Consider the following 23348-nt stretch of genomic DNA (forward strand, 5'->3'; position numbering starts at 1 on the left):
TCAGTTCGCCTCCCGGAGTCGGCGCCGCAGGTAGACCGCGAGCAGCGCGACGATGATCACGACCATGACGTTGCCGAGGGCGGCGGCGTAGCCGTAGTTGCCGTAGCGGAACGCCTCCTCGTAGGCGAAGAGCATCGGCAGCATGGTCTTGCCGCCCGGCCCGCCCGCGGTGAGCACGTAGACCAGGCCGAACGAGTTGAAGTTCCAGATGAAGTCGAGCGAGGTGATCGCCACGACGACCGGCGCGATGGCGGGCAGGGTGACGTTGCGGAACCGGTGCCAGGTGCTCGCACCGTCCACGGCGGCCGCCTCGTGCAGCTCGCGCGGCACGCCCTGCAACCCGGCGAGGAGCACGACGGTGGTCTGCGGCATGCCGGCCCAGACGCCGACGATGATGACCGCCGGCAGCGCGGTGCTGAAGTCGCCGAGCCAGTTGGTGCGCAGGCCGTCCGCGCCGACCCGGTGGAAGAACTCGTTCAGCAGGCCGGCGTCCGGGTGGTAGACCAGCTTCCACAGGATGCCGACGACCACGGGGGGCATCGCCCAGGGCACCACGGCCAGCACCCGGGCCAGCCCGCGGAAGCGCAGTTGCTGGTTGAGCAGCAGCGCGAGGCCCAGGGCGAGCACGAACTGGAGCACCGTCACCCCTACCGCCCAGAGCAGGCCGATCTTGAACGAGTTCCAGAACAGCTCGTCGCCGAGCAGCTCCCGGTAGTTCTCCAGCCCGGTGAAGCTGATCTCGACGTTGCGGCCGGCCCGGGCGTCGGTGAAGCCGAGCCAGATGCCCCGCAGCAGCGGGAAGACCGACAGCACCACGATGGGCAGCAGCGACGGGAGCAGCAGCAGGTAGATCCCCATCCGGTCGGAGCGGGACCGGGCCCTGCGGGGCCCGTCGGCGCGGGCGACGTCGGGCCGTTCGGCCACCGTGGTCATGCCGTCACCTCCGGGGTACGCGGCGCGGGCGCCGGCCCGGCCGACGCGGGAACGGACAGCGGCGTCGCGGCGCTGGAGGCGCGCGCGGCGAGGCTGGGGGCGACCTGCTCGCGACGCGGCGGCAGGCTCGGGTCGGCGATGCGCGACAGCAGCAGTTCGGCGGCGCGGCGACCGCGCTCGGCCGAGCCGAGGGAGACGCTGGAGAGCTGCGGGAACATCATCCGGGCCAGCTCGGTGTCGTCCATGCCGACCAGCGCCACGTCGTCGGGGACGCGCCGGCCGGCGGCGAGCAGCGCGTGCAGCGCGCCGACGGCGATCAGGTCGTTGGCGCAGACCAGCGCGTCGGGCTGGGCCCGGGCCAGGAGGCGCTCGGTGGCGGCCCGGCCGGCCGCGTACCGGAAGTCGCCGACCTCGACGAGACGCTCGTCGAGCGCGATGCCGTGCCGGGCGAGGGCGGCCCGGAAGCCGGCGTCGCGGGCCGCGCCGGGCACGGTGTCCAGCGGGCCGTTGACGAAGCCGATCCGCCGCCGCCCGGCCGCGACCAGATGGTCGACGGCCAACCCCACGCCGGTACGCGAGTCGGTGCGGACGTTGTCCACCGGCGCGTCGGCGGCGAGCTGCCCGACCACGACCACCGGCACCGGGCTGTCGACCAGCGCGGCGAGGTGGTCGCCGGTGACCCGGATCGGCGAGACGATCATCCCGTCGACGTAGCGGTGGGCCAGCCGGCGCAGCAGCGCGGTCTCGTTGTCGATCCGCCCGCCGGTGGCGTGCACCAGGAGCTGCCGCCCCGACGCGGCGACCACGGACTCGATGGCGCGCATCATCTCGACGTACACCGGGTTGCCGATGTCCTCGACGGCGAGCGCGACGAGGCCGGTGCGCTGCGACTGGAGCGAGCGGGCGATGGCGTTGGGCACGTACCCGACCTCGGCCGCCGCCTCGCGCACCTTGCGCACGGTCTCCGGGCTGCCGCCGACGCCGTTGAGCACGCGCGAGGCGGACGCGATGGAGACACCGGCGCGGGCGGCGACGGTGTGGACGGTGGGCCGGCCGTCGGCCGACTCCTGTAAACGTTTACGACCCACGCCCGACACCTCCAGCTGCTTGCTGTAAACGTTTCCGGGGAGTCTGCGCCTGACTCGACGGTCAGGTCAAGGGCTCGTTACGAAAACGTTTCCAACCGGGGCTGAGCTGGGCCGGACGGGCTCCGCCGGACGGGCCGGGGGCCGATCGGCGCGGATCCGGCAATCGGCCGCCGTCGCATTTGTCCTCTGGCGCTCCCGCCGTCCCTGGCAATATTCTCCACATCGCGCGCAGCAGTTGGAGTTCCTTTACATGCCCGTCCACCCGTCGGGTCACCGAGGAGATGCCATGCACTTCGACCACCCCGAGCTGGACCGTCGTACCCTGCTGCGGGCCGGCCTCGGCGCCGCCGCGGTAGCGGTCGTCGGGAGCGAGATCGCCTTCCCGGCCGCCGCGCAGGCCGCGCCGGACGCGGACCTCGACTGGATCATCAGCTGCGACGAGTGGGGCGCCCGCCCGCCGGCGGACCCGCTGTCGATCAGCGCGATCGCGACCAACAAGATCATCGTGCACCACATGGCGTTCCCGAACAGCACCGACTACTCGGAGGAACACGCCAAGCAGCTCGCCCGCGACTGCCAGGACCTGCACATGGACACCAACCGGTGGTCGGACACCGGGCAGCACTTCACGGTCAGCCGGGGCGGCCACGTCCTGGAGGGCCGGCACGGCAGCCTGGAGCGGCTGCAGGCCGGCGACCGGCAGATGATCTCGGCGCACTGCCCCGGCGAGAACGGCCGGGCCATCGGCATCGAGAACGAGGGCACCTACGTCACCGAGACGCCGCCCGAGGAGCTGTTCGACTCGCTGGTGAAGCTCTGCACCACCATCTGCCGGCAGTACGGGCTGCACGCGCACGACATCTTCGGCCACTGGGACTTCCGGGCGACGCAGTGCCCGGGCGCGATGTTCTACCGGGAGTTCCCGAGGCTGCGCCGCCGGGTCTTCGCCAAGCTCGGCACCGACCTGGCCGACGTGCCGGCCCGCCGCTGGCCGGACATCTGGCGCTTCGTCGGCGGCCCGGTGGTGCAGGTGGCGCAGTACCTGCTGACGTTCCGCGGCTACACCGTCCCGGTCACCGGCGTGTTCGACGCCGCCACCGTGGCGGCGGTCGCGGACTGGCAGGCGCGCAACGGCATCCCGGTCGACATCGACGCCACCCTCACGGCCCCGACCTGGGAGACCCTCGCGCCCGAGCTGGACAAGGACGCCACCGGCATCCCGGTGCAGGCCGTGCAGTTCATGCTCAACCTCAAGGGCTACGCCGACGTGACGATCACCGGCGTGTACGACCACCCGACCAAGAAGGCCCTCCAGGACCTGCAGCGCCTGCACGGACTGGCGCCGAACGGCAAGGTCAGCACCACCACCTGGTGCGCCCTGGTGGGGGGTGTGGTGCGTCAGTCGTTCCAGAAGAACTGACGGCGCACCGGCGGGGAAAGGCGGTGGAGGTGGCAACGGCGCCACCTCCACCGCTGCCGTCGCACCCGCTGCGACTCACCGGTCACGCGTCGTTGTGACTGTCCTACCTGGCTGCGACGATGGCCCTCGTCCAAGGACGAAGGAGGGTCGCACAATGGCGTCTCGGCTCAATCCGTACCTCAGCTTCCGCGACAACGCGCGGCAGGCCATGGAGTTCTACCAGAAGGTGTTCGGCGGCAACCTGACGCTGAGCACGTTCGGCGAGTTCGGCAACCCGGATCCGGGGGTGGCCGACAACGTCATGCACGCGCAACTGGAGACCGACCGCGGCTTCACGCTGATGGCCTCCGACACGCCGCCGGAGATGGAATACCGGCCCGGCACCAACATCTCGATCAGCCTCAGCGGCGACGACGCCGACGAGCTGCGCGGCTACTGGCAGCAGCTCAGCGAGGGCGGCGTCGTCACGGTCCCGCTGGAGAAGCAGATGTGGGGCGACGAGTTCGGCATGTGCGCGGACCGGTTCGGCATCAACTGGATGGTCAACATCGCGGGCGCCCAGGCCTGACCGCCGACCGGGCCGACGGGCGAAACGTCGGCATTCGCGCGTGGTGAACGGCACCTATCCCGAGGCATGGAAAGCCATCAATCATTACCCGGAGGTAGACATGAGTCACTCTCACCTCCGGGTGTGACGCCCGGGCACGGAGGGCGAGACGTCGGCAAGCGGTAGCCGGGCGCAGTCCCGGCCCGACTCCGCGCATCCGGAGGATCCGCCATGCCCCGTCCCACCACCCGTGCCCGCCTCGCGGCCCTCGCCGCGACCCTCACCGCGGCGGCGAGCGCCCTGACGGTCGTCCCACCGTCACCGGCGCTCGCCGCCACCACGTTCGCCCCCGGCGACTACTGCCTCGGCCAGTGCGCCGACATCTTGCCGCCCGGCGAGAACGGCAACGCCACCCTCGCCGCGATCCTCGCCCACCAGGCGCTCGGCACCCGGCCCGCGCACTCCAGCGACCAGCTCGACGAGTACGCGAACCTGGTCTACGGCTACGCCGGGCTCACCGACGAGCAGATCGCGCAGTTCTACAACGACGCCTCGTTCGGCGTGCCCGACGGGCAGGTGGAGAGCACCGTGCGGCCCCGCGCGGACGTCACCATCGTGCGCGACCGGGCGACCGGCGTGCCGCACGTCACCGGCACCACCCGCTCGGGCACCATGTTCGGCGCCGGCTACGCCGGTGCCCAGGACCGGCTGTGGGTGATGGACCTGCTGCGGCACGCCGGCCGCGGCACGCTCACCTCCTTCGCCGGCGGCGCCCCCGGCAACCGGGAGCTGGAGCAGAGCATCTGGGCCAATTCGCCCTACACGGAGGCGGACCTGCAGGCCCAGGTCGACGCGCTGCGCCAGAAGGGCGCCCGCGGCCAGCAGCTCTACGACGACGTCACCGACTACATCGCCGGCGTCAACGCCTACATCGACCAGTCCATCAGCGCCGACAACTACCCCGGCGAGTACGTGCTGGCCGGGGCCGGCAAGCCGAAGCACTTCACCATGACCGACCTGATCGCCACGGCCGGCGTCATCGGCGGCCTGTTCGGCGGGGGCGGCGGCTCCGAGATCCAGTCCGCCCTGGTGCGGGTGGCCGCCCGGGCGAAGTTCGGCGCCGCCGAGGGCGACCGGGTCTGGCAGGCGTTCCGGTCCCAGAACGACCCGGAGACGGTGCTCACCCTCCACGACGGACAGAGCTTCCCGTACGGCGCCACCCCGGCCGGCGCGACCGGCGCCGTGCTCCCCGACGCCGGCAGCGTCGTCGCCGAGCCGCTCGCCTACGACCCGACCGGCGGGGCCGCCGCCCGGGCCGGCGCCGGTGGCGCCACCACCCAGGGGCTGCTCAGCGGCCTCGCCGGGCTGCGGTCGCACGGCATGTCCAACGCCGTGGTGGTCTCCGGCCGGCACACCACCACCGGCAACCCCGTCGCCGTGTTCGGCCCGCAGACCGGCTACTTCGCCCCGCAGCTGCTCATGCTCCAGGAACTCCAGGGCCCCGGGGTGAGCGCCCGCGGCGCCGCCTTCGCCGGGCTGAACCTGTACGTGCTGCTCGGCCGCGGCCAGGACTACGCGTGGAGCGCCACCTCCGCCAGCCAGGACCTCACCGACACGTACGCGGTGCCGCTGTGCACCACCGACGGCAGCGCCCCGACACTCGCGTCCACCCGCTACCTGTGGCACGGGCAGTGCGTGGCCATGGAGGTCATCGAACACCGCAACTCCTGGTCGCCGACGCTGGCCGACTCCACCCCGGCCGGCTCGTACACGCTGCGCGCCCTGCGCACCCGCTACGGGCTGGTCGCCTACCGGGGGCTGGTGAACGGGCAGCCGACCGCGTTCACCAAGCTGCGCTCGACCTACCGGCACGAGGCCGACTCGGCGATCGGCTTCCAGGCGTACAACGACCCGGCCGCGATGGGTTCGGCGGCCGCGTTCCAGCAGTCCGCCGCGAACGTCGGCTACGCGTTCAACTGGTTCTACGTCAACTCGACCGAGGCCGCCTACTTCAACTCCGGGTCGAACCCGGTCCGACCGTCCACGGCCGACCCGAACCTGCCCACCCGCGCCGAGGCGGCCAACGAGTGGGTCGGCTGGAACGCGGACACCAACACCGCCACCTACACCCCGGCCGCGGCCCATCCCCAGTCGGTGAACCAGGACTACTACGTCAGCTGGAACAACAAGCAGGCCCGGGACTTCGGCGCGGCCGACGGCAACTTCAGCTTCGGCGCGGTGCACCGGGCCCAGCTCCTCGACGGGCCGGTGCGCGCCGCGATCGCGCAGCGCAAGCTGGGCCGGGCCGACGTCGTGCGGATCATGGCCGACGCCGCGGTCACCGACCTGCGCGGCCAGCAGGTCCTCGGCGACCTGCTCCGGGTGCTCGGCAGCGCGCCGGTCACCGACCCGGCGCTGGCCGACGCCGTGACCAAGCTGCGGGCCTGGCAGCAGGCCGGCGCCCGCCGGGTCGAGACCGCACCGGGTTCCAAGGTCTACCAGCACGCCGACGCCATCCGGATCTTCGACGCCTGGTGGCCGCTGCTGGCCGCCGCGGAGTTCCGGCCCGGTCTCGGCCCCGACCTCTACGCCGCGCTGGTGGACGCCATCGAGGTCAACGAGGCGCCGTCGGGTGGCCAGAACGGCGGTCGCGACGGCAGCGCCGTGTGGGCGTTGCAGGGCCAGCCGCACAAGGGCTCCTCCTTCCAGTACGGCTGGTGGGGCTACGTCGACAAGGACATCCGCACCGTGCTCGGCGACCCGGTGGCCGGCGGGCTGGGGCGGGCGTACTGCGGCAACGGCAACCTGGGCGCCTGCCGGCAGAGCCTGCTCGACGCCCTCGCGCAGGCGGCCGCGGTGCCCGTCGCCACCGTCTACCCCGGCGACAAGTCGTGCGGGGCGGGCGACCAGTGGTGCGCCGACGCCATCGCCCAGTCCGGGCTCGGCGGCATCACCCACCCCGTGATCGCCTGGCAGAACCGCCCCACCTACCAGCAGGTCGTCTCGTTCCCGGCGCGCCGCGGCGACGACGTCACCAACCTGGCCCAGGGGCGGGCGGCGACCGCGTCGAGCACGCAGTTCCTCACCAGTCACACCCCGGACAAGGCGGTCGACGGCAGCCTGGGCAGCCGCTGGGCCAGCAGCTACAACGACAACCAGTGGATCCGGGTCGACCTCGGCTCGGCCCGCGCCGTGAGCCGGGTGGTGCTGCGCTGGGAGGCCGCGTACGCCAGCGCGTACCGGATCGAGGTCTCCGCGGACGGCGGCTCCTGGCAGCCGGTGTTCAGCACCACCGCCGGCAACGGCGGGACGGACAACGTGACAGTCGCCCCGGTCACCGCCCGCTACGTGCGGGTGTACGGGGTCAAGCGGGCCACCTCGTACGGCTTCTCGCTCTACGAGTTCGAGGTCTACGGCCGGTGACACCGGCGGGCCGGCCGGCGGGACCGCACCCGCCGGCCGGCCACCGGCATACGATCACCGGGTGAGCGGCGGCACCGTACCGATCGGCCCGGCCCTGGTCGTCGCGCTCACCGCGCTCACCCTGGCCGGCGCCGCCGTGCTGCGGCTCACCGGGCTCGGCCGGGCCCGGACCGTGCTCACCGCGGCCGCCCGGGCCACCGTCCAGCTCGGCGCCGTCTCCGTGGTCATCGTCGCGGTGCTCCGCGCCTGGTGGAGCACCGCCGCGTTCGTGCTGCTCATGTACGCCGTCGCCGCGCTCACCGCCCGCCGGCGGATCGGCGGGGAGGGGCCGGCCCGGGTCGCGCCGCTGGCCATCGCGGCCGGCGTGGCGCCCAGCCTGGCCGTGCTCCTGGCGAGCCGGGCCCTGCCGGCGACCCCGCTGGTGGTGCTGCCCACCGCCGGCATCCTGATCGGCGGGGCGATGACCGCGACCAGCCTGGCCGGCCGGCGCACCCTCGACGAGCTGCGCACCCGGCACGGCGAGTACGAGGCCGGGCTGGCCCTGGGGCTGCTCCCCCGCGACGCCGCGCTGGAGATCTGCCGCCCGGCCGCCGGGCAGGCCCTCGTCCCGGCGCTCGACCAGACCCGCACGGTCGGGCTGGTCACCCTGCCCGGCGCGTTCGTCGGGGTGCTGCTCGGCGGCGCCGGGCCGGTCCGCGCCGGGGCCACCCAGCTGCTGATCCTGCTCACCCTGCTGGCCGTGGAGGCGGTGGCCATCGCGGTGGCCGTCGAGCTGCTGGTCCGGGACCGCGCCCGCACCGCGCCCCGACCCGGGGCGTAGCGGGGGCGCCAGCGGGTAACCGCGGGCGGATGACCTGGGTCCGCAACCTGCGCGTCCGGCCCGACCTGCTCTACGTGGCGAGCGGGTGGAGCACCCTGGTCACCGACGTCCGGGGCCGGATCGCCGGGGTCGACCCGCAGGGCTTCTTCGCCCGCAACACCCGGGTGCTCAGCCGGGAGCGGATCACCGTGGACGGCCGGGAGCCCGTGCCGTTCGCCACCGCCAACGTGCGCGGGCACGCCCAGCTCTCCTACGCCGAGCTGGGCGACGGGGAGACGCTGCCGTCGCGGGCCGCGTACCTGACCGTCGAGCGGTTCGTCGGCCCCGGGCTGCGCAGCCGGTTCACCGTGCTCAGCTACGCCGCCCGGCCGCTGCGGTTCCGGCTGGGGCTGGCCGTGGCGGCGGACTTCGCCGACACCGGCGAGGCCGAGGCGGGCCGCCGGCTCCAGCACGGCGAGGTGGCGGCCGGGTGGGACCCGGGCGCGGCGGAGCTGCTGCTCACCTACCGGCACGAGGGCCTGGACCGGGCCGTGGCGGTCCGGCTGTGCGCCGCCGCCCCGGTGACGTACGACGGCGGCGGGTTCACCGTCGAGCTGGCGGTGCCGCCCGGCGGCAGCGTCGGCGTCGAACTGCTCGTCGAGCCGGTCTTCGACGGGACCCGGCTGCCCGCCCCGCCGGCCACGTTCGCCGAGCCCGACGATCCGGCCGCCCGGGCCCGGGCCCGGCTGGACGCCGAGCTGGCCCGGCTGTCCAGCAGCAACTTCGACGTCACCGCGGCCTGGCGGTGCGCCGTGCACGACCTGGCCGTGCTGCCGCTCGGCGAGCCGGCCGGCCCGACGGCGCCGATCGCCGGCCTCCCCATCTACCAGGAGATCTTCGGCCGGGACACGATGACCGCCTCCTGGCAGGCCCTGCTGGCCGGCTCCACCATGCTGGCCGACAGCCTCCGGCTCAACGCCGAGCACCTGGGCCGGCGGTTGGACGACTGGCGCGATGAGGAGCCCGGCAAGCCGCTGCACGAGGCCCGCCAGGGGCCGGTCTCGCTGCTCGGGCTGGACCCCTTCACCGCCTACTACGGCGACTGGTCCACGGCGCCGGACTTCCTGGTGTTCCTCGGCCAGTACCTGGCCTGGACCGGCGACCTGGCCACCGTGCGGGACCTGCTGCCCACGGCGGTCCGGGCGCTGGAGTGGATCGACCGGTACGGCGACCCGGACGGCGACGGCTTCCTCGACTACCACTGCCGCTCCCCCGGCGGGCTGAAGAACCAGGGCTGGAAGGACTCGGACACGGCGATCGTCGACGAGCGGGGCGCGGTGGTGCCGAACCCGATCGCCAGCAGCGAGCTGCAGGGCTACTGGTACGCCGCCCTCCGGCACGCCGCCGTCGTGTTCACCGTGACCGGGCACCCGGCGCGGGGCGCCGCCCTGCTGGCCCGGGCCCGGGCGCTGCGCCGGCGGTTCCACCGGGCGTACTGGCTGCCCGACCGGGGCTGCTACGCCATGGCGCTGGGGCCGGACAAGCGCCCGGTCCGGTCGACCAACTCCAACGACGGTCACCTGCTCGCCACGGGCATCGTCCCGGCCCGGGTCGCCGAGCGGGTGGCCGACCGGCTGCTGGCTCCGGACATGTTCAGCGGCTGGGGGGTGCGGACGCTGTCCGCGGCGCACCCGGCCTACAACCCGTTCAGCTACCACCGGGGCAGCGTCTGGCCGGTGGAGGCGGGGACCATCGGCCTGGGGCTGGCCCGGTACGGCTGCTGGCCGCACCTGCACCGGCTGGCCGAGGGCATGTTCGCCGCCGCGGCGCTGTTCGGCGAGCACCGGCTGCCGGAGGTGCTCAGCGGCCTGCCCCGGGACGCCGCCCACCCGCATCCGGGCGTCTACCCGAACTCGTGCTCCCCGCAGGCCTGGTCGGCCAGCGCCGTGGTCGCCCTGGTCCAGGCCCTGCTGGCGCTGCGCCCGGCCGCGCCGCTGCGCGCGGTCCTCGTCGACCCGCACCTGCCCGAGTGGCTGCCCGACCTGCGGCTGGAGGGCGTACGGGTGGGCGGGGCGACGGTGGACCTGACGGTGCGGCGGCGGCGCGGCGGGCGTACCTCGGTGCGGGTGCGCGGCGACCGGCTCGCGGTGCTGCGCCGCCCGTCCCGGCAGGCGATCGCCCTGACCCGCCGGCAGGTGTAGGCGGCGCCGGACGGGGAAACCGGCCGCGCCTGGGGCCGAGAAGGAAGGACCGGCATGGAGAGTCGCGCGAAGTCGATGGGGCACGCAATCCACCCCATCCTGATCGTGTTCCCGCTCGGACTGCTCGCCACCTCGGTGATCTTCGACATCCTGTACCTGATCACCGACCGGACGGGCTTCCAGGTGTCCGCCGCGTACACCATCGCCGCCGGCGTGATCGGCGGCCTGGTCGCGGCGGTGTTCGGCCTGATCGACTGGTCGGCCATCCCGGCCGGCACCCGCGCCAAGCGGGTCGGCGCGACGCACGGCCTCGGCAACGTGGTGGTGCTGGTGCTGTTCGCGATCAGCTGGCTGCTGCGCCGGGGGGCGGACAACTGGGAGCCGAACGCCGGCGCGCTGATCTGCAGCTTCGCCGGCATCGTGCTGGCCGGGTTCACCGGCTGGCTCGGTGGCGAGCTGGTCGAGCGGCTGGGGATGAGCGTGAGTGACGACGCCGGCGTGAACGCGCCGAGTTCGCTGTCCCACCGGCCCCGCGCCCGCGGCGCCTGACCCGCCGCGCGGGCCGGGGACAGCCGCCGGGCCGGGGAACCCGTCCCCGGCCGGGCGGCCGACGGGCGCCGCCGGGCGCCGGAGGAGGGACGAGCGGATGCGGGCGATCACTCTCGACCGGGACGGGGCGGCACCGACCGTCCGGGACGACCTGGCCCGACCGAGCCCCGGCCCGGACGAGGTGCTGGTCCGGGTACGGGCGTCCTCGGTCAACGGCTTCGACCACAAGGCGGCGGACGGGGCGCTGCGCGGATCCACGGACTACCGGTACCCGGTGGTGCTCGGCAAGGACTTCGCCGGCGAGGTCGAGGCGATCGGCGGCACCAGCGACTTCCGGGTGGGCGATCCGGTGTTCGGTGTGCTCATGCGCCCCTACCTGGGCGACGGCACCTGGGCCGAGTACGTGACGGCCGGCGGCGCGGACGGCGTCGCCCGCGTCCCCGACGGCATCGAGCTCGCCACGGCTGGCGTGCTCGGGCTGGCCGGCGCCACCGCCCTCGACACGGTCGACGCGCTGGCCGTCCGGCCCGGCGACACGGTGCTGGTGGCCGGGGCGACCGGGGGCGTCGGCGCGCTGGCCGTGCAGTACGCCCGGCTGGCCGGCGCCCGCGTCGTCGCCACGGCCCGCCCCGGGCCGGCCACCGACTTCGTCCGGGACCTGGGCGCCGACGAGGTGGTCGACTACACCGGCGACCTGGTCGGGCAGGTGCGCGCGCTCGCCCCGGACGGCGTCTCGGCGGTGGCGCACCTGGCCGGCCCGGGCGCGCCGCTGGCGGGGCTGCTCGCCGCCGGCGGGCGGCTGGCCTCCACCATCGGCTTCGGCCCCGACCAGCACCCGGCGGCCGTCTCGATCCTCGGCAAGCCGGACCGCGGGACGCTCGACCGGCTCGCCGACGACGTGCTGGCCGGTCGGGTCCGGGTGCCGGTCGACCGCCGCTACGAGCTGGCCGAGGTGCCCCGGGCCCTGACCGACTTCAGCGGCGCCCTGGGCAAGCTGGCGATCAGCATGCCCTGACCGGCCCGCCGTTCGAACATCTGTGCGAACATGTCCTGGTGTCGAGCGAGGCCACCATCCTGCACGCCGACCTGGACGCGTTCTACGCCTCGGTCGAGCAGCGTGACGACCCCCGGCTGCGGGGCCGGCCGGTGATCGTCGGTGGCGGTGTGGTCCTCGCCGCCAGCTACGAGGCCAAGGCCCGCGGGGTGCGCAGCGCCATGGGCGGCCGGCAGGCCCGCCGCCTCTGCCCGGACGCCGTCGTGGTGCCGCCGCGGATGGCGGCCTACACGGCGGCCAGCCGGGCGGTGTTCGAGATCTTCCGGCGCACCACGCCCCTGGTCGAGGGGCTCAGCATCGACGAGGCGTTCCTCGACGTGGGCGGGCTGCGCCGGCTGGTCGGGCCGCCCGCCGGCATCGCGGCCGAGCTGCGCCGGGAGGTCCGCCGGCAGGTCGGGCTGCCGATCACCGTCGGGGTGGCCCGGACCAAGTTCCTCGCCAAGGTGGCCAGCGGGGTGGCCAAGCCGGACGGGCTGCTCGTCGTCGCGCCCGAGGGCGAGCTGGCCTTCCTGCACCCGCTGCCCGTGGAGCGGCTCTGGGGCGTCGGCCCGGTCACCGCCGCGAAGCTGCGCGAGCGGGGCCTGCGCACCGTCGGGCAGGTGGCCCGCCTCGACGAGCCGACCCTGGTCTCGCTGCTCGGCGCGGGCGCCGGCCGCCACCTGCACGCCCTCGCCCACAACCGCGACCCGCGCGCCGTCACCGTCGGGCGGCGGCGCTCCTCGATGGGCGCGCAGCACGCGCTGGGCCGGGAGCCGCACTCCCCCGCCGAGCTGGACGCCGTGCTGGCCGGCCTGGTCGACCGGGTGACCGGGCGGCTGCGGGCGGCCCGGCGCACCGGCCGCACGGTGACCCTGCGGCTGCGGTTCGCCGACTACACCCGGGCCACCCGGGCGCACACCCTGGACAAGCCGACCGCCCAGACCGCGCCCCTGCGGGCCACCGCCCGGTCGCTGCTGCGGGCCGCGCTGCCGGAGATCGAGACCCGGGGCGTCACCCTCATCGGGGTCGCCGTTGGCAACCTGGACGACGGGCACGTGCAGCTCACCCTGCCGTTCGCCCGCGACCCGGGGCCGGCGCTGGACGCCGCCGTGGACGCGGTGCGGGACCGGTTCGGGTCGCGGGCGCTGACCCGCGGGGTGCTGCTCGGCCGCGACCCCGGGCTCGAGATGCCCATGCTGCCCGACTGACGGTACGGTCCACCGGTGTCCATGTTCCGCACCCCGCAGGTGATCCTGTTCAGCGAGGACGTGCCCCGGGCCGCCGCCTTCTACGCCGGGCTGGGCTTCACCGAGACCTTCCGGGTGCCCGCCGAGGGCACGCCGATCCACGTCGACCTGACACTGGACGGCTACCGGATCGGCATCGCCTCGGTGGCGTCCACCCGCGACGACCACGGGCTCGACCCGGTGCCGAGCGGGCAGCGCGCCGCCGTGATCCTCTGGACCGACGACACCGCGGCCGCGTACGCGACGCTGACCGCCGCCGGCGCCCCGGCGCTCGCCGCCCCGCACGTCTGGCTGGACCGGCTGCTCATCGCCTGGACGGCCGATCCGGACGGCAACCCGGTCCAGCTCGTCCAGCACCTGCCCGCCGACCCGGTGTAGGTTCGCGCGCCGCCTCCTCCCCGGGTAGGAGGCGGCGGCTCCGACCTGCGGCCGACATCGGGGCCTCCGGTCGGGCGCGACGGGGCGGCCGGCCCACCAGCATCTACAGGCATGACTACCGTGTTGAACCGGGCGGCGCGCTGGCACCGCCCCCTCGTGCTCTTCGTCGTGGCGATGGCGGCGCTCACCGTCGTCGCGGCGGTCGGTGTCCTCGCCGACCCGCGGGTGCTCACCGGCGCGCCGATCTGGCTCAAGCCGCTGAAGTTCGCCGTCTCGTTCGTGCTGTACGGCATCACCCTCGCCTGGATGCTCACCCTGCTGCCGCGCCGCAGCCGGGTCGCCGAGTGGGCGGCCACCCTGATCGTCGCGGTGGCCGTGGTGGAGATGGCGATCATCGTCACGCAGGTGCTGCGCGGCACCACCAGCCACTTCAACGGCACCACCCCGCTGAACGCCGCCCTGTTCTCGGCCATGGGCGCGGCGATCATGGTGCTCTTCGTCGCCCAGCTGGTGATCGGGATCGTGGCGCTCATCGGACGCGCGGCGGACCGGGCCGCCGGGTACGCCGTCCGGCTGGGCCTCGGCCTGTCCCTGCTCGGCATGCTGGTGGCCGTCCCGATGGTGACCCGCGCGCCCGAGTCGGCGGCCGAGGGGATCAGCGGGGCACACAGCGTCGGCGTGGCGGACGGCGGGCCGGGGCTGCCGCTGGTCGGCTGGAGCACCACCGGTGGTGACCTGCGGATCGGGCACTTCGTCGGGCTGCACGCCCTCCAGGCGCTGCCGCTGCTGGCCATCCTGCTCAACCGCTTCCTCGGCGCCCGGCTCGACGAGCGGGCCCGGGCCCGCCTGGTGCTCGTCGCCGGCGCGGCGTACGGCGGGGCCACCCTCCTGCTCACCTGGCAGGCGCTGCGCGGCCAGCCGCTGCTGCGCCCGGACGCGCTCACCCTGGCCGTCGCGGCGGCCCTGGTCGTGGCGACGGCGACCGCCGCCGGTGCGGTCCTCGCCGGTGCGCGGCGCCGGCCGGAGCCGGTGGTGGTGGCCGCATGACCGGCGTCGACCCGGCCGTCCTCCTCGGACCGCGCGCCGCGTGGGCCGGGCGGGCGGTCCCCCCGGCCGCCGACCGCACCGCCTAGGCTGCCGTCGTGGGCTCGATCGGTCGCCTCTTCGACACGCGGGACACGCTCGCGCGGATGCTGCTGCTGGACCTCAGCGGCCTGGGCTACCTGGTGTTCGGCGCCCAGGGCCACCAGGCGCCGACGGCCACGCAGTGGGCGCTGGCCCTGGCCGCGTTCGCCGCCGCCCCGCTGTTCCACCGTCGGCCCCTGGTGAACCTGGTGGCGCAGGCCGCGCTGCTGGCGGTCGCATTCACGCTCGTCGACGACACGACCATCAACCAGGTCGGTGCCAGCTGGGCGCTGCTGGAGCTGACCATGCGGGCCGAGCGGTCCCGCACCATCTGGCTGGCGGCCGGGCTGCTGGTCGCGGTCGACCTGACCGACTCGATCGGCGACCCGGTCCGGCGGATGCTGTCCGGGGTGTTCGGGCTGACCGTCGAGGTCGGCGTGCCGCTGCTGCTCGGCCTGCTCATCCGCACCACCCGGGAGCTGGCCCGGCAGGCCGAGGAACGGGCCGCCGCGGAGCAGCGCCGGCGGGAGTCGGAGAGCCGCGCCGCCCGCGCCGACGAGCGCAGCGCCATCGCCCGGGAGCTGCACGACGTGGTCGCGCACCACGTCGCGTCGATGGTGCTGCGGGTCGGCGTGGCCCGGCACGTGCTGCCGGACCTGGATCCGCGGGTGAGCGAGGTGTTCGACGACGTGCACGGCACCGGGTCGGCGGCGCTGGAGGACCTGCGCCGCCTGGTGGCGGTGCTGCGCGACCCCGCCGGGGTACGCGACGCCGCGCTGACCGCGATCGAGCCGTCGGCGGTCCCGGCGGCGCTGGACGCGGCCGTGGACCGGGCCCGGCAGGCGGGCGTCACCGTGGAGGCCGACGTCGACCCGGCGGTCGGGGCGCTGGACGCGGTGCGCGGCCAGGCGGTCCTGCGCCTGACCCAGGAGGCGCTGACCAATGTGGCCAAGCACGCCGGCACCGCGGCGCGGGCCCGGCTGACCGTGGCGGTGGTCGACGGCGCCGTGCACTGGGAGGTGGCCGACGACGGGCGCGGTCCGGCACCCGCCCCGGTGCCGGCCGGCGGCGGCCACGGCCTCACCGGGATGCGGGAACGGGTCGAGGTGCTGGGCGGGCGGCTGGAAGCCGGCCGCACCGGCGCCGGCTGGCGGGTCCGGACCGTCCTACCGGCCGCGGTCCCCGCACCGGGCGGTCCGCCGGACCCGGCGGCCCGCCCGCCGGATCCGGTGGCGCCCCGCCCGCGGCCCGCCGGCCCGCACGCGCCGGAGCCGGCGTGATCCGCGTCCTGCTGGTCGACGACCAGCACCTCATCCGGGCCGGCCTGCGCATGCTCTGCGACGCCCAGCCCGACCTGACGGTGGTCGGCGAGGCCGACAACGGCCGGGAGGCGATCAACCTCGCCGCGCGGCTGCTGCCCGACGTGGTCGTGATGGACCTGCGGATGCCCGGCGTCGACGGCATCACGGCGACCAGCCGGATCCTCGCCGAGCGCCCCGCCACCCGGGTGCTGGTGCTCACCACGTTCGGCGACGACGACCACCTCTACCCCGCGCTGACCGCCGGCGCCTGCGGTTTCCTGCTCAAGGACGCACCGCCCGCCGACCTGCTCGACGGCGTCCGCCGGGCGGCCTCCGGGGACAGCCCGTTCAGCCCGGAGGTGCTGCGGCGGCTGGTCCAGCGGGCGGTGCACGCGCGCGCCGACGCGCCGCGCCCGGCGCACGGCCTGACCACCCGCGAGCGGGACGTGCTGAACCTGGTGGCCGAGGGCCTGTCCAACACCGAGATCGCCGACCGGCTGCACATCGGCGTCACCACCGTCAAGACCCACATCACCAGCCTCATGACCAAGACGGACAGCCCCAACCGGGTGCGCCTGGCCCTGTGGGCCCGCGGCGTCTGAGCGCCGGCCTCACTCCTCGATGGCGCCGCCCACCGCGCGCAGGTGCTCCCGGAAGGTCAGCGCCGGGTTGCCCGCCCGGCCCGCCAGGTAGGCCCCGAACCCGACCTGCGCCCGCAGCGGCTCACCGGCCCGGATCCGGTCGGCCTGCCGCCGCTCGGTGTCCCGGATGGACTCGGCGAGGTCGAACAGCTCGCCGGCCCGGCCGGCCGGCACGAACAGCACCCCGTCCTCGTCGGCCAGGGCCACGTCGCCGGGGTCGACCGTCCACCGCCCGACCCGCGCCGAGGCCAGCGCCCCGACCGGCCGCGGGTCCAGCCGCTGCGGCCCGGTGGGGGTGGCGCCCAGGCTGAACACCGGCAGCCCGACCGCCCGGATGTCGGCGGTGTCCCGGTGCAGGCCCCAGACCACGAGGCCGGCCAGCCCGGCGGCCCGCGCCTCCAGCACCACGAGGTCACCGACGCACGCCTCGTCGGTGCGCCCGTCGTTGTCCACCACCAGCACGTCGCCGGGGGCGGCCCGGTCGATCGCCTCGAGGAAGATGTCGACGCTGCCGACGTGCCGGGCCGGCAGCACCCGGCCGGCCAGCCGGCCGCCGGCCAGCACGGGGCGGACGCCGGCCGGCGCGCAGCGCACCGGGACGGCGGCCCGCAGGCAGGCGTCGGCCACGTGGGCGGTGGTCAGCGCGGCGAAGCGCCGGGACAGCTCTGCGCGGTCGATGCTCATGGGCCGACGCTAGCCAGCGGGAGCGGTGCGTGGGAGCGGCCACTTGCCGGGCCGTGGCTCCGGTTCGCCGACGCGTCGGGATCAGGTCGGGTGGGGTGTGCGCGTCGGCGGGCGGAACGCGTCGGGGCGGCGACGCCGGCGCCGCGCCACCCGGGTCCGCCGCCGGGCCCGCGGGTCGCGCGACACCGGCCGGGCCATCCGGGCCCGCAGCGGCGGGCGCAGTTCGGCCTCGCCCGCACCGGCCGCCGTGCGCACCATCCGGTTGGCGTCGTCCGGGTCGCAGCCGGTGGCCCGCAGCACCTCGCTGTCGGCCGTGCGCAGGTCGGTGACCACACCGTCGCCGTAGGAGCGGACCCCCTGCGCCCAGGCCCGGCCGGCCAGCTCGGCGCTCTCCCGGACCAGCCGGCGGGTGTCGGTCAGGTCCTCGGCGTCCCGGCACTCGTGGCGCATCATGCGGACGGCCTCACCCAGGCGGGTCACGGCCTCGGCCAGGGTCGGCGGGATCGGCTCGCCGTACTGCAGGGCGGTGGCGGAGCGGCGGGCCACCGAGCGGGCGTAGAGGATCACCCGCTCCAGGTGTTGCGCGGCGGCCGCGTACCGGTGGAACCGGGCGCGCCGGTGCCAGCGGACCGGCGCCAGGGTGACCACCTCCTCGGCCCCGCTGAGCGCGTCGTTGAGCCGCCCCACGTCGGCGTCGAGCGCCCGCATCCGCTCCAGCGAGCGGATGGCCCCGCCGGCGTCCCGGGTGGCCAGCGCCCGGGCGACGGCGTCGAGTTCGGTGGTGAGCGTCGTGACCACCGGCCCGGTCGCCCGGTCCAGCACCCGCAGCGGGTTGACCGGCAGCAGCAGCACCACCACGAGGAGGCCGACCAGGCCGCCGACCAGCGCGTCGAAGATCCGGGGCAGCTCCAGACCGGGTTCGACCGGGGCGAGGGTGGCGATCAGCACGGCCGTACCGCCGGCCTGGCCGACCAGTGCGCCACCGCGGCCGGCGACCAGCAGCGCCGTCGCGATGGCCAGGGTCACCACCAGGCCGGTCTGCCAGGCCCCGGAGCCGAGCAGGTCGCGCAGCACGTCGCCGACCACGATGCCGAGCCCCACCCCGACCAGCAGTTCGAAGGTGCGCCGGGCCCGCTGGCCGATGGCGGTGGCGATGGTGCCCACCGCGGCGGCCGGCGCGAAGACGTGCGCGCCGGGACCGAGCAGGCGCTGGGCGAGCAGCGCGGCGAGCGCCGCGGCCAGCCCGGCCTGCACGGCGATCACGATGGTGAGCTCCAGCTGGCGCAGCCGCAGCCGGCCCGCCGCGAAGCCCTCGGCGCGGACGTGGGCCAGCTCCCGGCCGGCCCGCTCGGCAGCCTGGTCGAGAGGCGAGCGGACGGTGTCAGGGCGCTCGTCGGCCATGGCGGCGGTTACCCGGCGCGGCGCGGGTGAATCGTCCGGGTTGCGGCGCGGCCGCTCCGCCGGCCGGTTCTGCGCGGCGTCAGCCGGCCCAGCGGCCGGCCAGCACCGCGACGCCGTCGCCCTCCAGCTCCGGCAGGACCACCCGGCGACCGGTCAGCGTCAGCAGCATCGCCTCGCCGGTGCCCCGCACCACCGGGCCGGCCCCGGACGCCCAGCCCAGGTCGGTGGCCTCGAACCGCAGCCCGGCCACCCGGCGCCGGTCCACGAAGCCGACCGCCCGGCCGCCGGCCAGGAAGTCCAGCGAGGTGCGCGCCCGGTCGGGGTCCAGGTCGGCGGGGAGGCCGAGCGGCCGGCGGATGTCGAGCCCGTGCACCTGCAGGTCGGTGAGCTGGCCGAAGTAGCCGACCACGGGCGGCCGGAACCGGCGCTCCGCGTGCTCGCGCAGGGCCGCGGCCAGCTCGGCGGCGGGTCTCCGGGCCACCTGCTGGGCCAGCCGGGCATTCGCCACGTGCAGCCGGAAACCGGAGCGCAGCACCAGCGGCAGGAGCGACCACCGTGACCGGACAAGCGGCGACACCAGGTGCCCGGCGACCTCCCGCACCGTCCACGAGCCGCAGAGGCTCGGGGTGTCCAGCTGCGCCGGAGTGAGCGAGTCGATCAGGTCGGCCGTCCGGCGCCGCTCGGCGGCGATCATCGGCAGCAGGTCGGTCTCCACCGCCCCATTCTGGCCGCCGACCGCCACCCCCGCTGCCCCCGCCGGACGGGGTCAGCGGCGGAAGGTGCGGTCGAGCAGGTCGAACAGGGCGACCCAGTGCCGCTCGGTGGCCGCCTCGTCGTACATCGGCGTGTCGGCCTGGGTGTAGCCGTGGCGCGCCCCGGCGTAGACCTCCGAGCGGTAGGTCACCCCCGCCGCGTCCAGGGCCTTCTCCAGGGTGGCGATCTGCTCGGCGGTCATCGACGGGTCCTGGTCGGCGTGGCCGAAGTACAGCTCGCCGCTGACCGCCCCGACGCCCAGGTGCGGGCTGTCCGGTGCGTCGGTCACCACGCGCCCGGCGTGGAAGGCGGCCGCCGCGGCGATCCGGTCCGGGTGTGCCTCGGCGGCCCGCAGGGCGTTGGTGCCGCCCATGCAGTAGCCGGTGAGGGCCGCGGGGCCGGGCGCGACGCCGGGCTGCGCGGCGAGGAAGTCCAGGTAGGCGGCGGTGTCCCGGGCGATGACGTCCGGAGTCAGCGCGCCGATCATCGGGGAGATCTTCTCGAACAGCTCGCCGCGCCGGTTCTCGTCGTGCAGGCCGGAGAGGTCGACGAGCGGGGCGCGGCCGAAGCGGTGGAACAGGTTCGGCACCAGCACCACGTAGCCACGGGCGGCGATCGTCTCCGCCATCTCGGCCATCCTGGGGCGGAGCCCGAACGCGTCCATGAAGACCAGGACCGCCGGGAAGGGCCCGTCCCCGTCGGGTCGGGCGAGGAGGGCGTCCGCCACCCCGTCGCCGGTCGGCACGTCCACGGTCGTCGTCTGCACTGTCCGGACCTCCCTGTGCTGCGCGGTTCCGCGGTGCACGCTACCCCCGCCCGCGGCGGCCGGCACGGTGAGCCCTTCCATCGGGCGCCGCGCCCGGGCATCCTGGGTGGATGGGAGAGGTGCGACCGATGCCCAGCTTCGGGGACCTGTTCACCGACCTGCGGGGCGAGGACCGGACGTTGCGCGTCAGCTACCACCCCGACCGTGGCGCCGTGGTGCTGTCGCTGTGGAGCGGCGCGACGTGCCGCGGCTCGTTCCGGATGCCCGCCGACGACGTGGACCGGCTGGTCGCGCTGCTCACCGCCGTCCGCGCCGCCGGCGACGGGAGCGGCCCGGCCGGGCCGGCAACCCTCGCCGTCGAGGCCGTGGTCCCGGAGCCGTCCGTCGACCGCACGGGCGACGTCTCGGGTACGGCCCGGCGCGTGTCCCTGCCGGTCCTGCCCGCGCCCCGGGTCGCCTGATCGGGGCGGGAACCGGACGAACGCGCAGACTTTTCCCGTTCCGCGAACTACCTTCCGGGTAGGAGTTCGGAAGGGAGGGACGATGATCCCCGTCTCGTCACACACCAGGCGCCACCGCCATCCCGCCGCGTTCGGGACGGCCCTCCTGGTCGCCGCCGGCCTGGCCGCCGTGGCCGGCCCGGCCGCCGCCGCGCCGGCCGCCTCGACCGCCCGGTCCGCCCCGGCGGCCGGGCCGGCCACGGCGGTGTCGGTCGCCCCGGCCGCCGGCACGGCCGTCACGACGGCCGCCGCCAGCAGGCCGACCCTGCGGCAGGGCTCGCGGGGCGCCGCGGTCACCACACTGCAGGCGCGGCTCACCGCCCTGCGCTACGACGTGGGCGGGGTTGACGGCATCTTCGGGCCGTCCACGCACCATGCGGTCGTCGCCTTCCAGAAGGTCAACGGCCTGGCCCGCGACGGCATCGTGGGGCCGCGCACCTGGGCGGCGCTCGACCGTCCGGTCGTCCCGAAGCCGAAGTACACCCACCCCGGTTACTCCGTGGAGGCCAACCTCGGCCGGCAGGTGGTCTACCTGGCCAAGAACGGGGTGGTGGTCCGCATCCTGGACGCCTCCAGCGGCAAGGCGAGCACCCCCACGCCAACCGGCAACTGGACCGTGCAGCGGCGCATCGACGGCTGGCGGCAGAGCGACCTCGGCCTGCTGTGGCGGCCGAACTACTTCTACCGGGGGTACGCGGTGCACGGGGCGACCTCGGTGCCCACCTACCCGGCCAGCCACGGGTGCGTCCGGGTGCCCGTTCCCGCGATGGACCGGCTCTGGGCCACCATCCGCATCGGCACGCCGGTGCACGTCTACCGCTGACGGCCGGTCGACGGCGGCCCCGGCGCGCCGGGGCCGCCGGACCGTTTGCGGCGGCGGAGCGCGGGAAGACGGCTTCTTCCAGCCGAGAGGGAGGCGTCGAGGTGAACCAGGACGAGTTCATCGGCGCGGTGGCGAAGCGCTGCGGCATGTCGTCGGAGCAGGCCACGGCCGTCACGAGGGCCACGTTGACCACACTGGCGGAACGGATCGACGGTGGTGAGGCCCGGGACCTGGCCGACCGGCTCCCCGAGGCGCTGCGGGCGTACGCGTTCGGCGGCAGCGAGACCGGCGAGCGGTTCGGGCTCGACGCGTTCGTGGACCGGGTCAGCGAGCGCGCCGACGTCGACGTGGACCGGGCCAAGGACGGGGTGACCACCGTGTTCGACGTGCTGCGTGACGCCGTCGACCCCGCCGGCTACGAGGACGTGGTCGCCCAGCTGCCCACCGAGTACGGCGAGGTGGCTGACCAGACCGCGCCGTACGTCCAGCGTGGCCGGTGACGGGCCGGGGACCGCGATGAGCATCGGCGACGAGGATCCGCTGCGCCGGCCCCCGGAGGCCGACGCGCAGGAGCAGCGGCAGGACGAGACGGTGGTCGGCCCGCCGGACACGGTCGCGGACGCGGTGCCCGAGGCGACCGAGGCGGACCTGGCCGAGCAGGGCGTGCTGGTCCCGCCCAGCGACGCCACCGGCCTGCCCGACGCGGTGCGCGGCGACGTCACGCCGGCCGACGCGGTGGAGCAGAACCAGGAGATTCCGACCCCCGACGAGGACCGCCGGGACTGACCGGTTCAGCGGTCCGGGCTGTCCGCCGCGGCCATGAGGCGCAGCGCGTTCGGATCGAGCCCGATGCGCACCGGCGTCTGGCCGTAGGGCTCGCCGTCGACCTCGATCCGCGCGGGCCGGTCCGTCTCCAGCCAGAGCTGGCGGACCGCCAGGAACGGCTCGTCGCCGAGGGTGCGGCGGTGCCCGGCCGCCGCGTTGCGCGCCGTCTCGCGCAGCAGGCCACGCCGGGTCGGCCCGCCCACCGGGTACGCGACCAGCAGCCGGTCGTCGGCGTTGGCGTCCGCGGTGATCGGCCGGCCGGCGTGGAAGCCGCCGTTGGCCACGTACACCTGGTGGGTGTCGAAGCCGTGCTCCCGCCCCTCGGCGCGCACGGTGACCCGCAGCGGCCGGTGCCGGGCCAGCAACCCCAGCGCGGTCAGCGGGTACGCGAGCCGCCCGACCATCCGCTTCAGCCGGGGCGGCGCGGTCAGCATGATGTCGGCCGACAGCCCGATCCCGACGTGGTTGGTGAACCGGGTGTCGCCGATGAGCCCCAGGTCGACGTCGATCACCTTGCCGTCGGTGAACAACCCGACGGCGGCGTCGAGGTCGAGCGGGACGCCGACGGTGCGGGCGAAGTTGTTGGTGGTGCCCAGCGGCAGGAGGCCCAGCGCCATGTCCCGGTGGGCGAGCAGCCGGGCGGCCGCGCCGATGGTGCCGTCGCCGCCGCCCGCGACCAACAGGTCCGGCCCGAGGTCGGCGGCCTCGGCGAGCACCCGGTCCAGCTCGGCGGGGCGGTGCACCGGGTACGCGCCGAGCAGCGTGAAGCCCGCTGCCCGCAGTCGGGAGTGGACGGCGTCGTAGAGCCGGCGGCCCCGGCGGGAGTGCGCGTTGACGACCAGCGCCGCCCGCCGCCGTTCCCGGATCGCCGCCCCCAGCTCCTGCTTGGTCCGCACGGTTCCCGACCCTAT

The 23348-nt window shown here is 75.4% G+C and carries 23 protein-coding genes; 16 read left to right on the forward strand and 7 right to left on the reverse strand.

What is annotated here, in order from left to right; translation table 11 throughout:
• Positions 1-933, reverse strand: a complete 933-nt coding sequence (locus ACZ6PY_RS15370; RefSeq protein WP_466072590.1) for a carbohydrate ABC transporter permease — start codon at positions 931-933, stop codon at positions 1-3.
• A complete protein-coding gene (locus ACZ6PY_RS15375; RefSeq protein ID WP_466072592.1) occupies positions 930-2021 on the reverse strand; it encodes a LacI family DNA-binding transcriptional regulator in 1092 nt (363 codons plus the stop codon). The genes ACZ6PY_RS15370 and ACZ6PY_RS15375 overlap by 4 nt, the downstream gene beginning before the upstream one ends.
• A 286-nt stretch (positions 2022-2307) precedes the next feature.
• Here ACZ6PY_RS15375 and ACZ6PY_RS15380 point away from each other — a divergent pair, with 286 nt between their 5' ends.
• The 12 genes from ACZ6PY_RS15380 (at position 2308) to ACZ6PY_RS15435 (ending at position 16646) form a co-directional block, all read left to right on the forward strand.
• Positions 2308-3441, forward strand: a complete 1134-nt coding sequence (locus ACZ6PY_RS15380; RefSeq protein WP_466072594.1) for a peptidoglycan recognition protein family protein — start codon at positions 2308-2310, stop codon at positions 3439-3441.
• A gap of 154 nt (positions 3442-3595) precedes the next feature.
• On the forward strand, positions 3596-4009 hold the full coding sequence (locus ACZ6PY_RS15385; RefSeq protein WP_466072596.1) for a VOC family protein: 414 nt from the start codon (positions 3596-3598) through the stop codon (positions 4007-4009).
• A gap of 210 nt (positions 4010-4219) precedes the next feature.
• The gene (locus tag ACZ6PY_RS15390; protein ID WP_466072598.1) at positions 4220-7411 is read left to right on the forward strand and encodes a penicillin acylase family protein; all 3192 of its coding nucleotides are present in this window, start codon (positions 4220-4222) and stop codon (positions 7409-7411) included.
• A 61-nt stretch (positions 7412-7472) separates the two neighbouring features.
• Positions 7473-8231, forward strand: coding sequence for an ABC transporter permease (locus ACZ6PY_RS15395; RefSeq protein ID WP_466072600.1), 759 nt, complete (start codon positions 7473-7475; stop codon positions 8229-8231).
• 29 nt (positions 8232-8260) lie between these two features.
• On the forward strand, positions 8261-10411 hold the full coding sequence (locus ACZ6PY_RS15400; RefSeq protein ID WP_466072602.1) for an amylo-alpha-1,6-glucosidase: 2151 nt from the start codon (positions 8261-8263) through the stop codon (positions 10409-10411).
• 54 nt (positions 10412-10465) lie between these two features.
• Positions 10466-10960 (forward strand): DUF2231 domain-containing protein, encoded by a 495-nt coding sequence (locus ACZ6PY_RS15405; RefSeq protein ID WP_466072604.1) that lies wholly within the window; start codon positions 10466-10468, stop codon positions 10958-10960.
• A gap of 97 nt (positions 10961-11057) precedes the next feature.
• Complete coding sequence (locus ACZ6PY_RS15410; protein WP_466072606.1) at positions 11058-11975, forward strand: NADP-dependent oxidoreductase; 918 nt, start codon at positions 11058-11060, stop codon at positions 11973-11975.
• 38 nt (positions 11976-12013) lie between these two features.
• Complete coding sequence (gene dinB, locus ACZ6PY_RS15415; protein ID WP_466072608.1) at positions 12014-13201, forward strand: DNA polymerase IV; 1188 nt, start codon at positions 12014-12016, stop codon at positions 13199-13201.
• Between the two features lie 21 nt (positions 13202-13222).
• The gene (locus ACZ6PY_RS15420; protein ID WP_466073554.1) at positions 13223-13618 is read left to right on the forward strand and encodes a VOC family protein; all 396 of its coding nucleotides are present in this window, start codon (positions 13223-13225) and stop codon (positions 13616-13618) included.
• A gap of 111 nt (positions 13619-13729) precedes the next feature.
• Positions 13730-14665: a hypothetical protein gene (locus ACZ6PY_RS15425; protein ID WP_466072610.1), complete on the forward strand. Its 936-nt coding sequence runs from the start codon at positions 13730-13732 to the stop codon at positions 14663-14665.
• 95 nt (positions 14666-14760) lie between these two features.
• Positions 14761-16023, forward strand: a complete 1263-nt coding sequence (locus ACZ6PY_RS15430) for a sensor histidine kinase (protein ID WP_466072612.1) — start codon at positions 14761-14763, stop codon at positions 16021-16023.
• Complete coding sequence (locus ACZ6PY_RS15435; protein ID WP_466072614.1) at positions 16020-16646, forward strand: response regulator; 627 nt, start codon at positions 16020-16022, stop codon at positions 16644-16646. Before ACZ6PY_RS15430 ends, ACZ6PY_RS15435 begins: the two co-directional genes overlap by 4 nt.
• A 9-nt stretch (positions 16647-16655) precedes the next feature.
• Here ACZ6PY_RS15435 and ACZ6PY_RS15440 read toward each other — a convergent pair whose 3' ends face one another.
• From ACZ6PY_RS15440 to ACZ6PY_RS15455, 4 genes are all read right to left on the reverse strand, one after another.
• A complete protein-coding gene (locus ACZ6PY_RS15440) occupies positions 16656-17369 on the reverse strand; it encodes an RraA family protein (RefSeq protein WP_466072616.1) in 714 nt (237 codons plus the stop codon).
• A gap of 81 nt (positions 17370-17450) precedes the next feature.
• Positions 17451-18770: an FUSC family protein gene (locus ACZ6PY_RS15445; protein ID WP_466072618.1), complete on the reverse strand. Its 1320-nt coding sequence runs from the start codon at positions 18768-18770 to the stop codon at positions 17451-17453.
• 79 nt (positions 18771-18849) lie between these two features.
• Positions 18850-19485 carry a maleylpyruvate isomerase family mycothiol-dependent enzyme gene (locus ACZ6PY_RS15450; protein ID WP_466072620.1) on the reverse strand — a complete coding sequence of 212 codons (636 nt, stop codon included), beginning with the start codon at positions 19483-19485 and terminating at the stop codon, positions 18850-18852.
• Between the two features lie 51 nt (positions 19486-19536).
• Positions 19537-20289, reverse strand: coding sequence for a dienelactone hydrolase family protein (locus ACZ6PY_RS15455; RefSeq protein WP_466072622.1), 753 nt, complete (start codon positions 20287-20289; stop codon positions 19537-19539).
• A 128-nt stretch (positions 20290-20417) separates the two neighbouring features.
• On the opposite strand from ACZ6PY_RS15455, the gene ACZ6PY_RS15460 reads away from it, so the two are divergent.
• The 4 genes from ACZ6PY_RS15460 to ACZ6PY_RS15475 all read left to right on the forward strand — a co-directional run bounded on the left by ACZ6PY_RS15460 (position 20418) and on the right by ACZ6PY_RS15475 (position 22398).
• On the forward strand, positions 20418-20750 hold the full coding sequence (locus ACZ6PY_RS15460) for a hypothetical protein (protein ID WP_466072624.1): 333 nt from the start codon (positions 20418-20420) through the stop codon (positions 20748-20750).
• 82 nt (positions 20751-20832) lie between these two features.
• Positions 20833-21612 (forward strand): L,D-transpeptidase family protein, encoded by a 780-nt coding sequence (locus ACZ6PY_RS15465; protein WP_466072626.1) that lies wholly within the window; start codon positions 20833-20835, stop codon positions 21610-21612.
• 101 nt (positions 21613-21713) lie between these two features.
• The gene (locus ACZ6PY_RS15470) at positions 21714-22112 is read left to right on the forward strand and encodes a DUF2267 domain-containing protein (RefSeq protein WP_466072628.1); all 399 of its coding nucleotides are present in this window, start codon (positions 21714-21716) and stop codon (positions 22110-22112) included.
• A gap of 16 nt (positions 22113-22128) precedes the next feature.
• Entirely contained in the window at positions 22129-22398 is a 270-nt protein-coding gene (locus ACZ6PY_RS15475; RefSeq protein ID WP_466072630.1) for a hypothetical protein, read from the forward strand.
• 5 nt (positions 22399-22403) lie between these two features.
• Here ACZ6PY_RS15475 and ACZ6PY_RS15480 read toward each other — a convergent pair whose 3' ends face one another.
• Entirely contained in the window at positions 22404-23333 is a 930-nt protein-coding gene (locus ACZ6PY_RS15480) for a diacylglycerol/lipid kinase family protein (protein ID WP_466072632.1), read from the reverse strand.
• Positions 23334-23348 lie beyond the last annotated feature (15 nt).

The sequence above is a fragment of the Micromonospora sp. NPDC048907 genome (assembly GCF_055586885.1).

Bases quoted from the DNA above. Each gene is read 5' to 3' on its own strand.
- ACZ6PY_RS15385 (WP_466072596.1), top strand. From the start codon at position 3,596: ATGGCGTCTCGGCTCAATCCGTACCTCAGCTTCCGCGACAACGCGCGG.
- ACZ6PY_RS15440 (WP_466072616.1), bottom strand. From the start codon at position 17,369: ATGAGCATCGACCGCGCAGAGCTGTCCCGGCGCTTCGCCGCGCTGACC.
- ACZ6PY_RS15405 (WP_466072604.1), top strand. From the start codon at position 10,466: ATGGAGAGTCGCGCGAAGTCGATGGGGCACGCAATCCACCCCATCCTG.
- ACZ6PY_RS15445 (WP_466072618.1), bottom strand. From the start codon at position 18,770: ATGGCCGACGAGCGCCCTGACACCGTCCGCTCGCCTCTCGACCAGGCT.
- ACZ6PY_RS15460 (WP_466072624.1), top strand. From the start codon at position 20,418: ATGCCCAGCTTCGGGGACCTGTTCACCGACCTGCGGGGCGAGGACCGG.
- ACZ6PY_RS15390 (WP_466072598.1), top strand. From the start codon at position 4,220: ATGCCCCGTCCCACCACCCGTGCCCGCCTCGCGGCCCTCGCCGCGACC.
- ACZ6PY_RS15370 (WP_466072590.1), bottom strand. From the start codon at position 933: ATGACCACGGTGGCCGAACGGCCCGACGTCGCCCGCGCCGACGGGCCC.
- ACZ6PY_RS15465 (WP_466072626.1), top strand. From the start codon at position 20,833: ATGATCCCCGTCTCGTCACACACCAGGCGCCACCGCCATCCCGCCGCG.
- ACZ6PY_RS15400 (WP_466072602.1), top strand. From the start codon at position 8,261: ATGACCTGGGTCCGCAACCTGCGCGTCCGGCCCGACCTGCTCTACGTG.
- ACZ6PY_RS15420 (WP_466073554.1), top strand. From the start codon at position 13,223: ATGTTCCGCACCCCGCAGGTGATCCTGTTCAGCGAGGACGTGCCCCGG.
- ACZ6PY_RS15475 (WP_466072630.1), top strand. From the start codon at position 22,129: ATGAGCATCGGCGACGAGGATCCGCTGCGCCGGCCCCCGGAGGCCGAC.
- ACZ6PY_RS15410 (WP_466072606.1), top strand. From the start codon at position 11,058: ATGCGGGCGATCACTCTCGACCGGGACGGGGCGGCACCGACCGTCCGG.
- ACZ6PY_RS15425 (WP_466072610.1), top strand. From the start codon at position 13,730: ATGACTACCGTGTTGAACCGGGCGGCGCGCTGGCACCGCCCCCTCGTG.
- ACZ6PY_RS15380 (WP_466072594.1), top strand. From the start codon at position 2,308: ATGCACTTCGACCACCCCGAGCTGGACCGTCGTACCCTGCTGCGGGCC.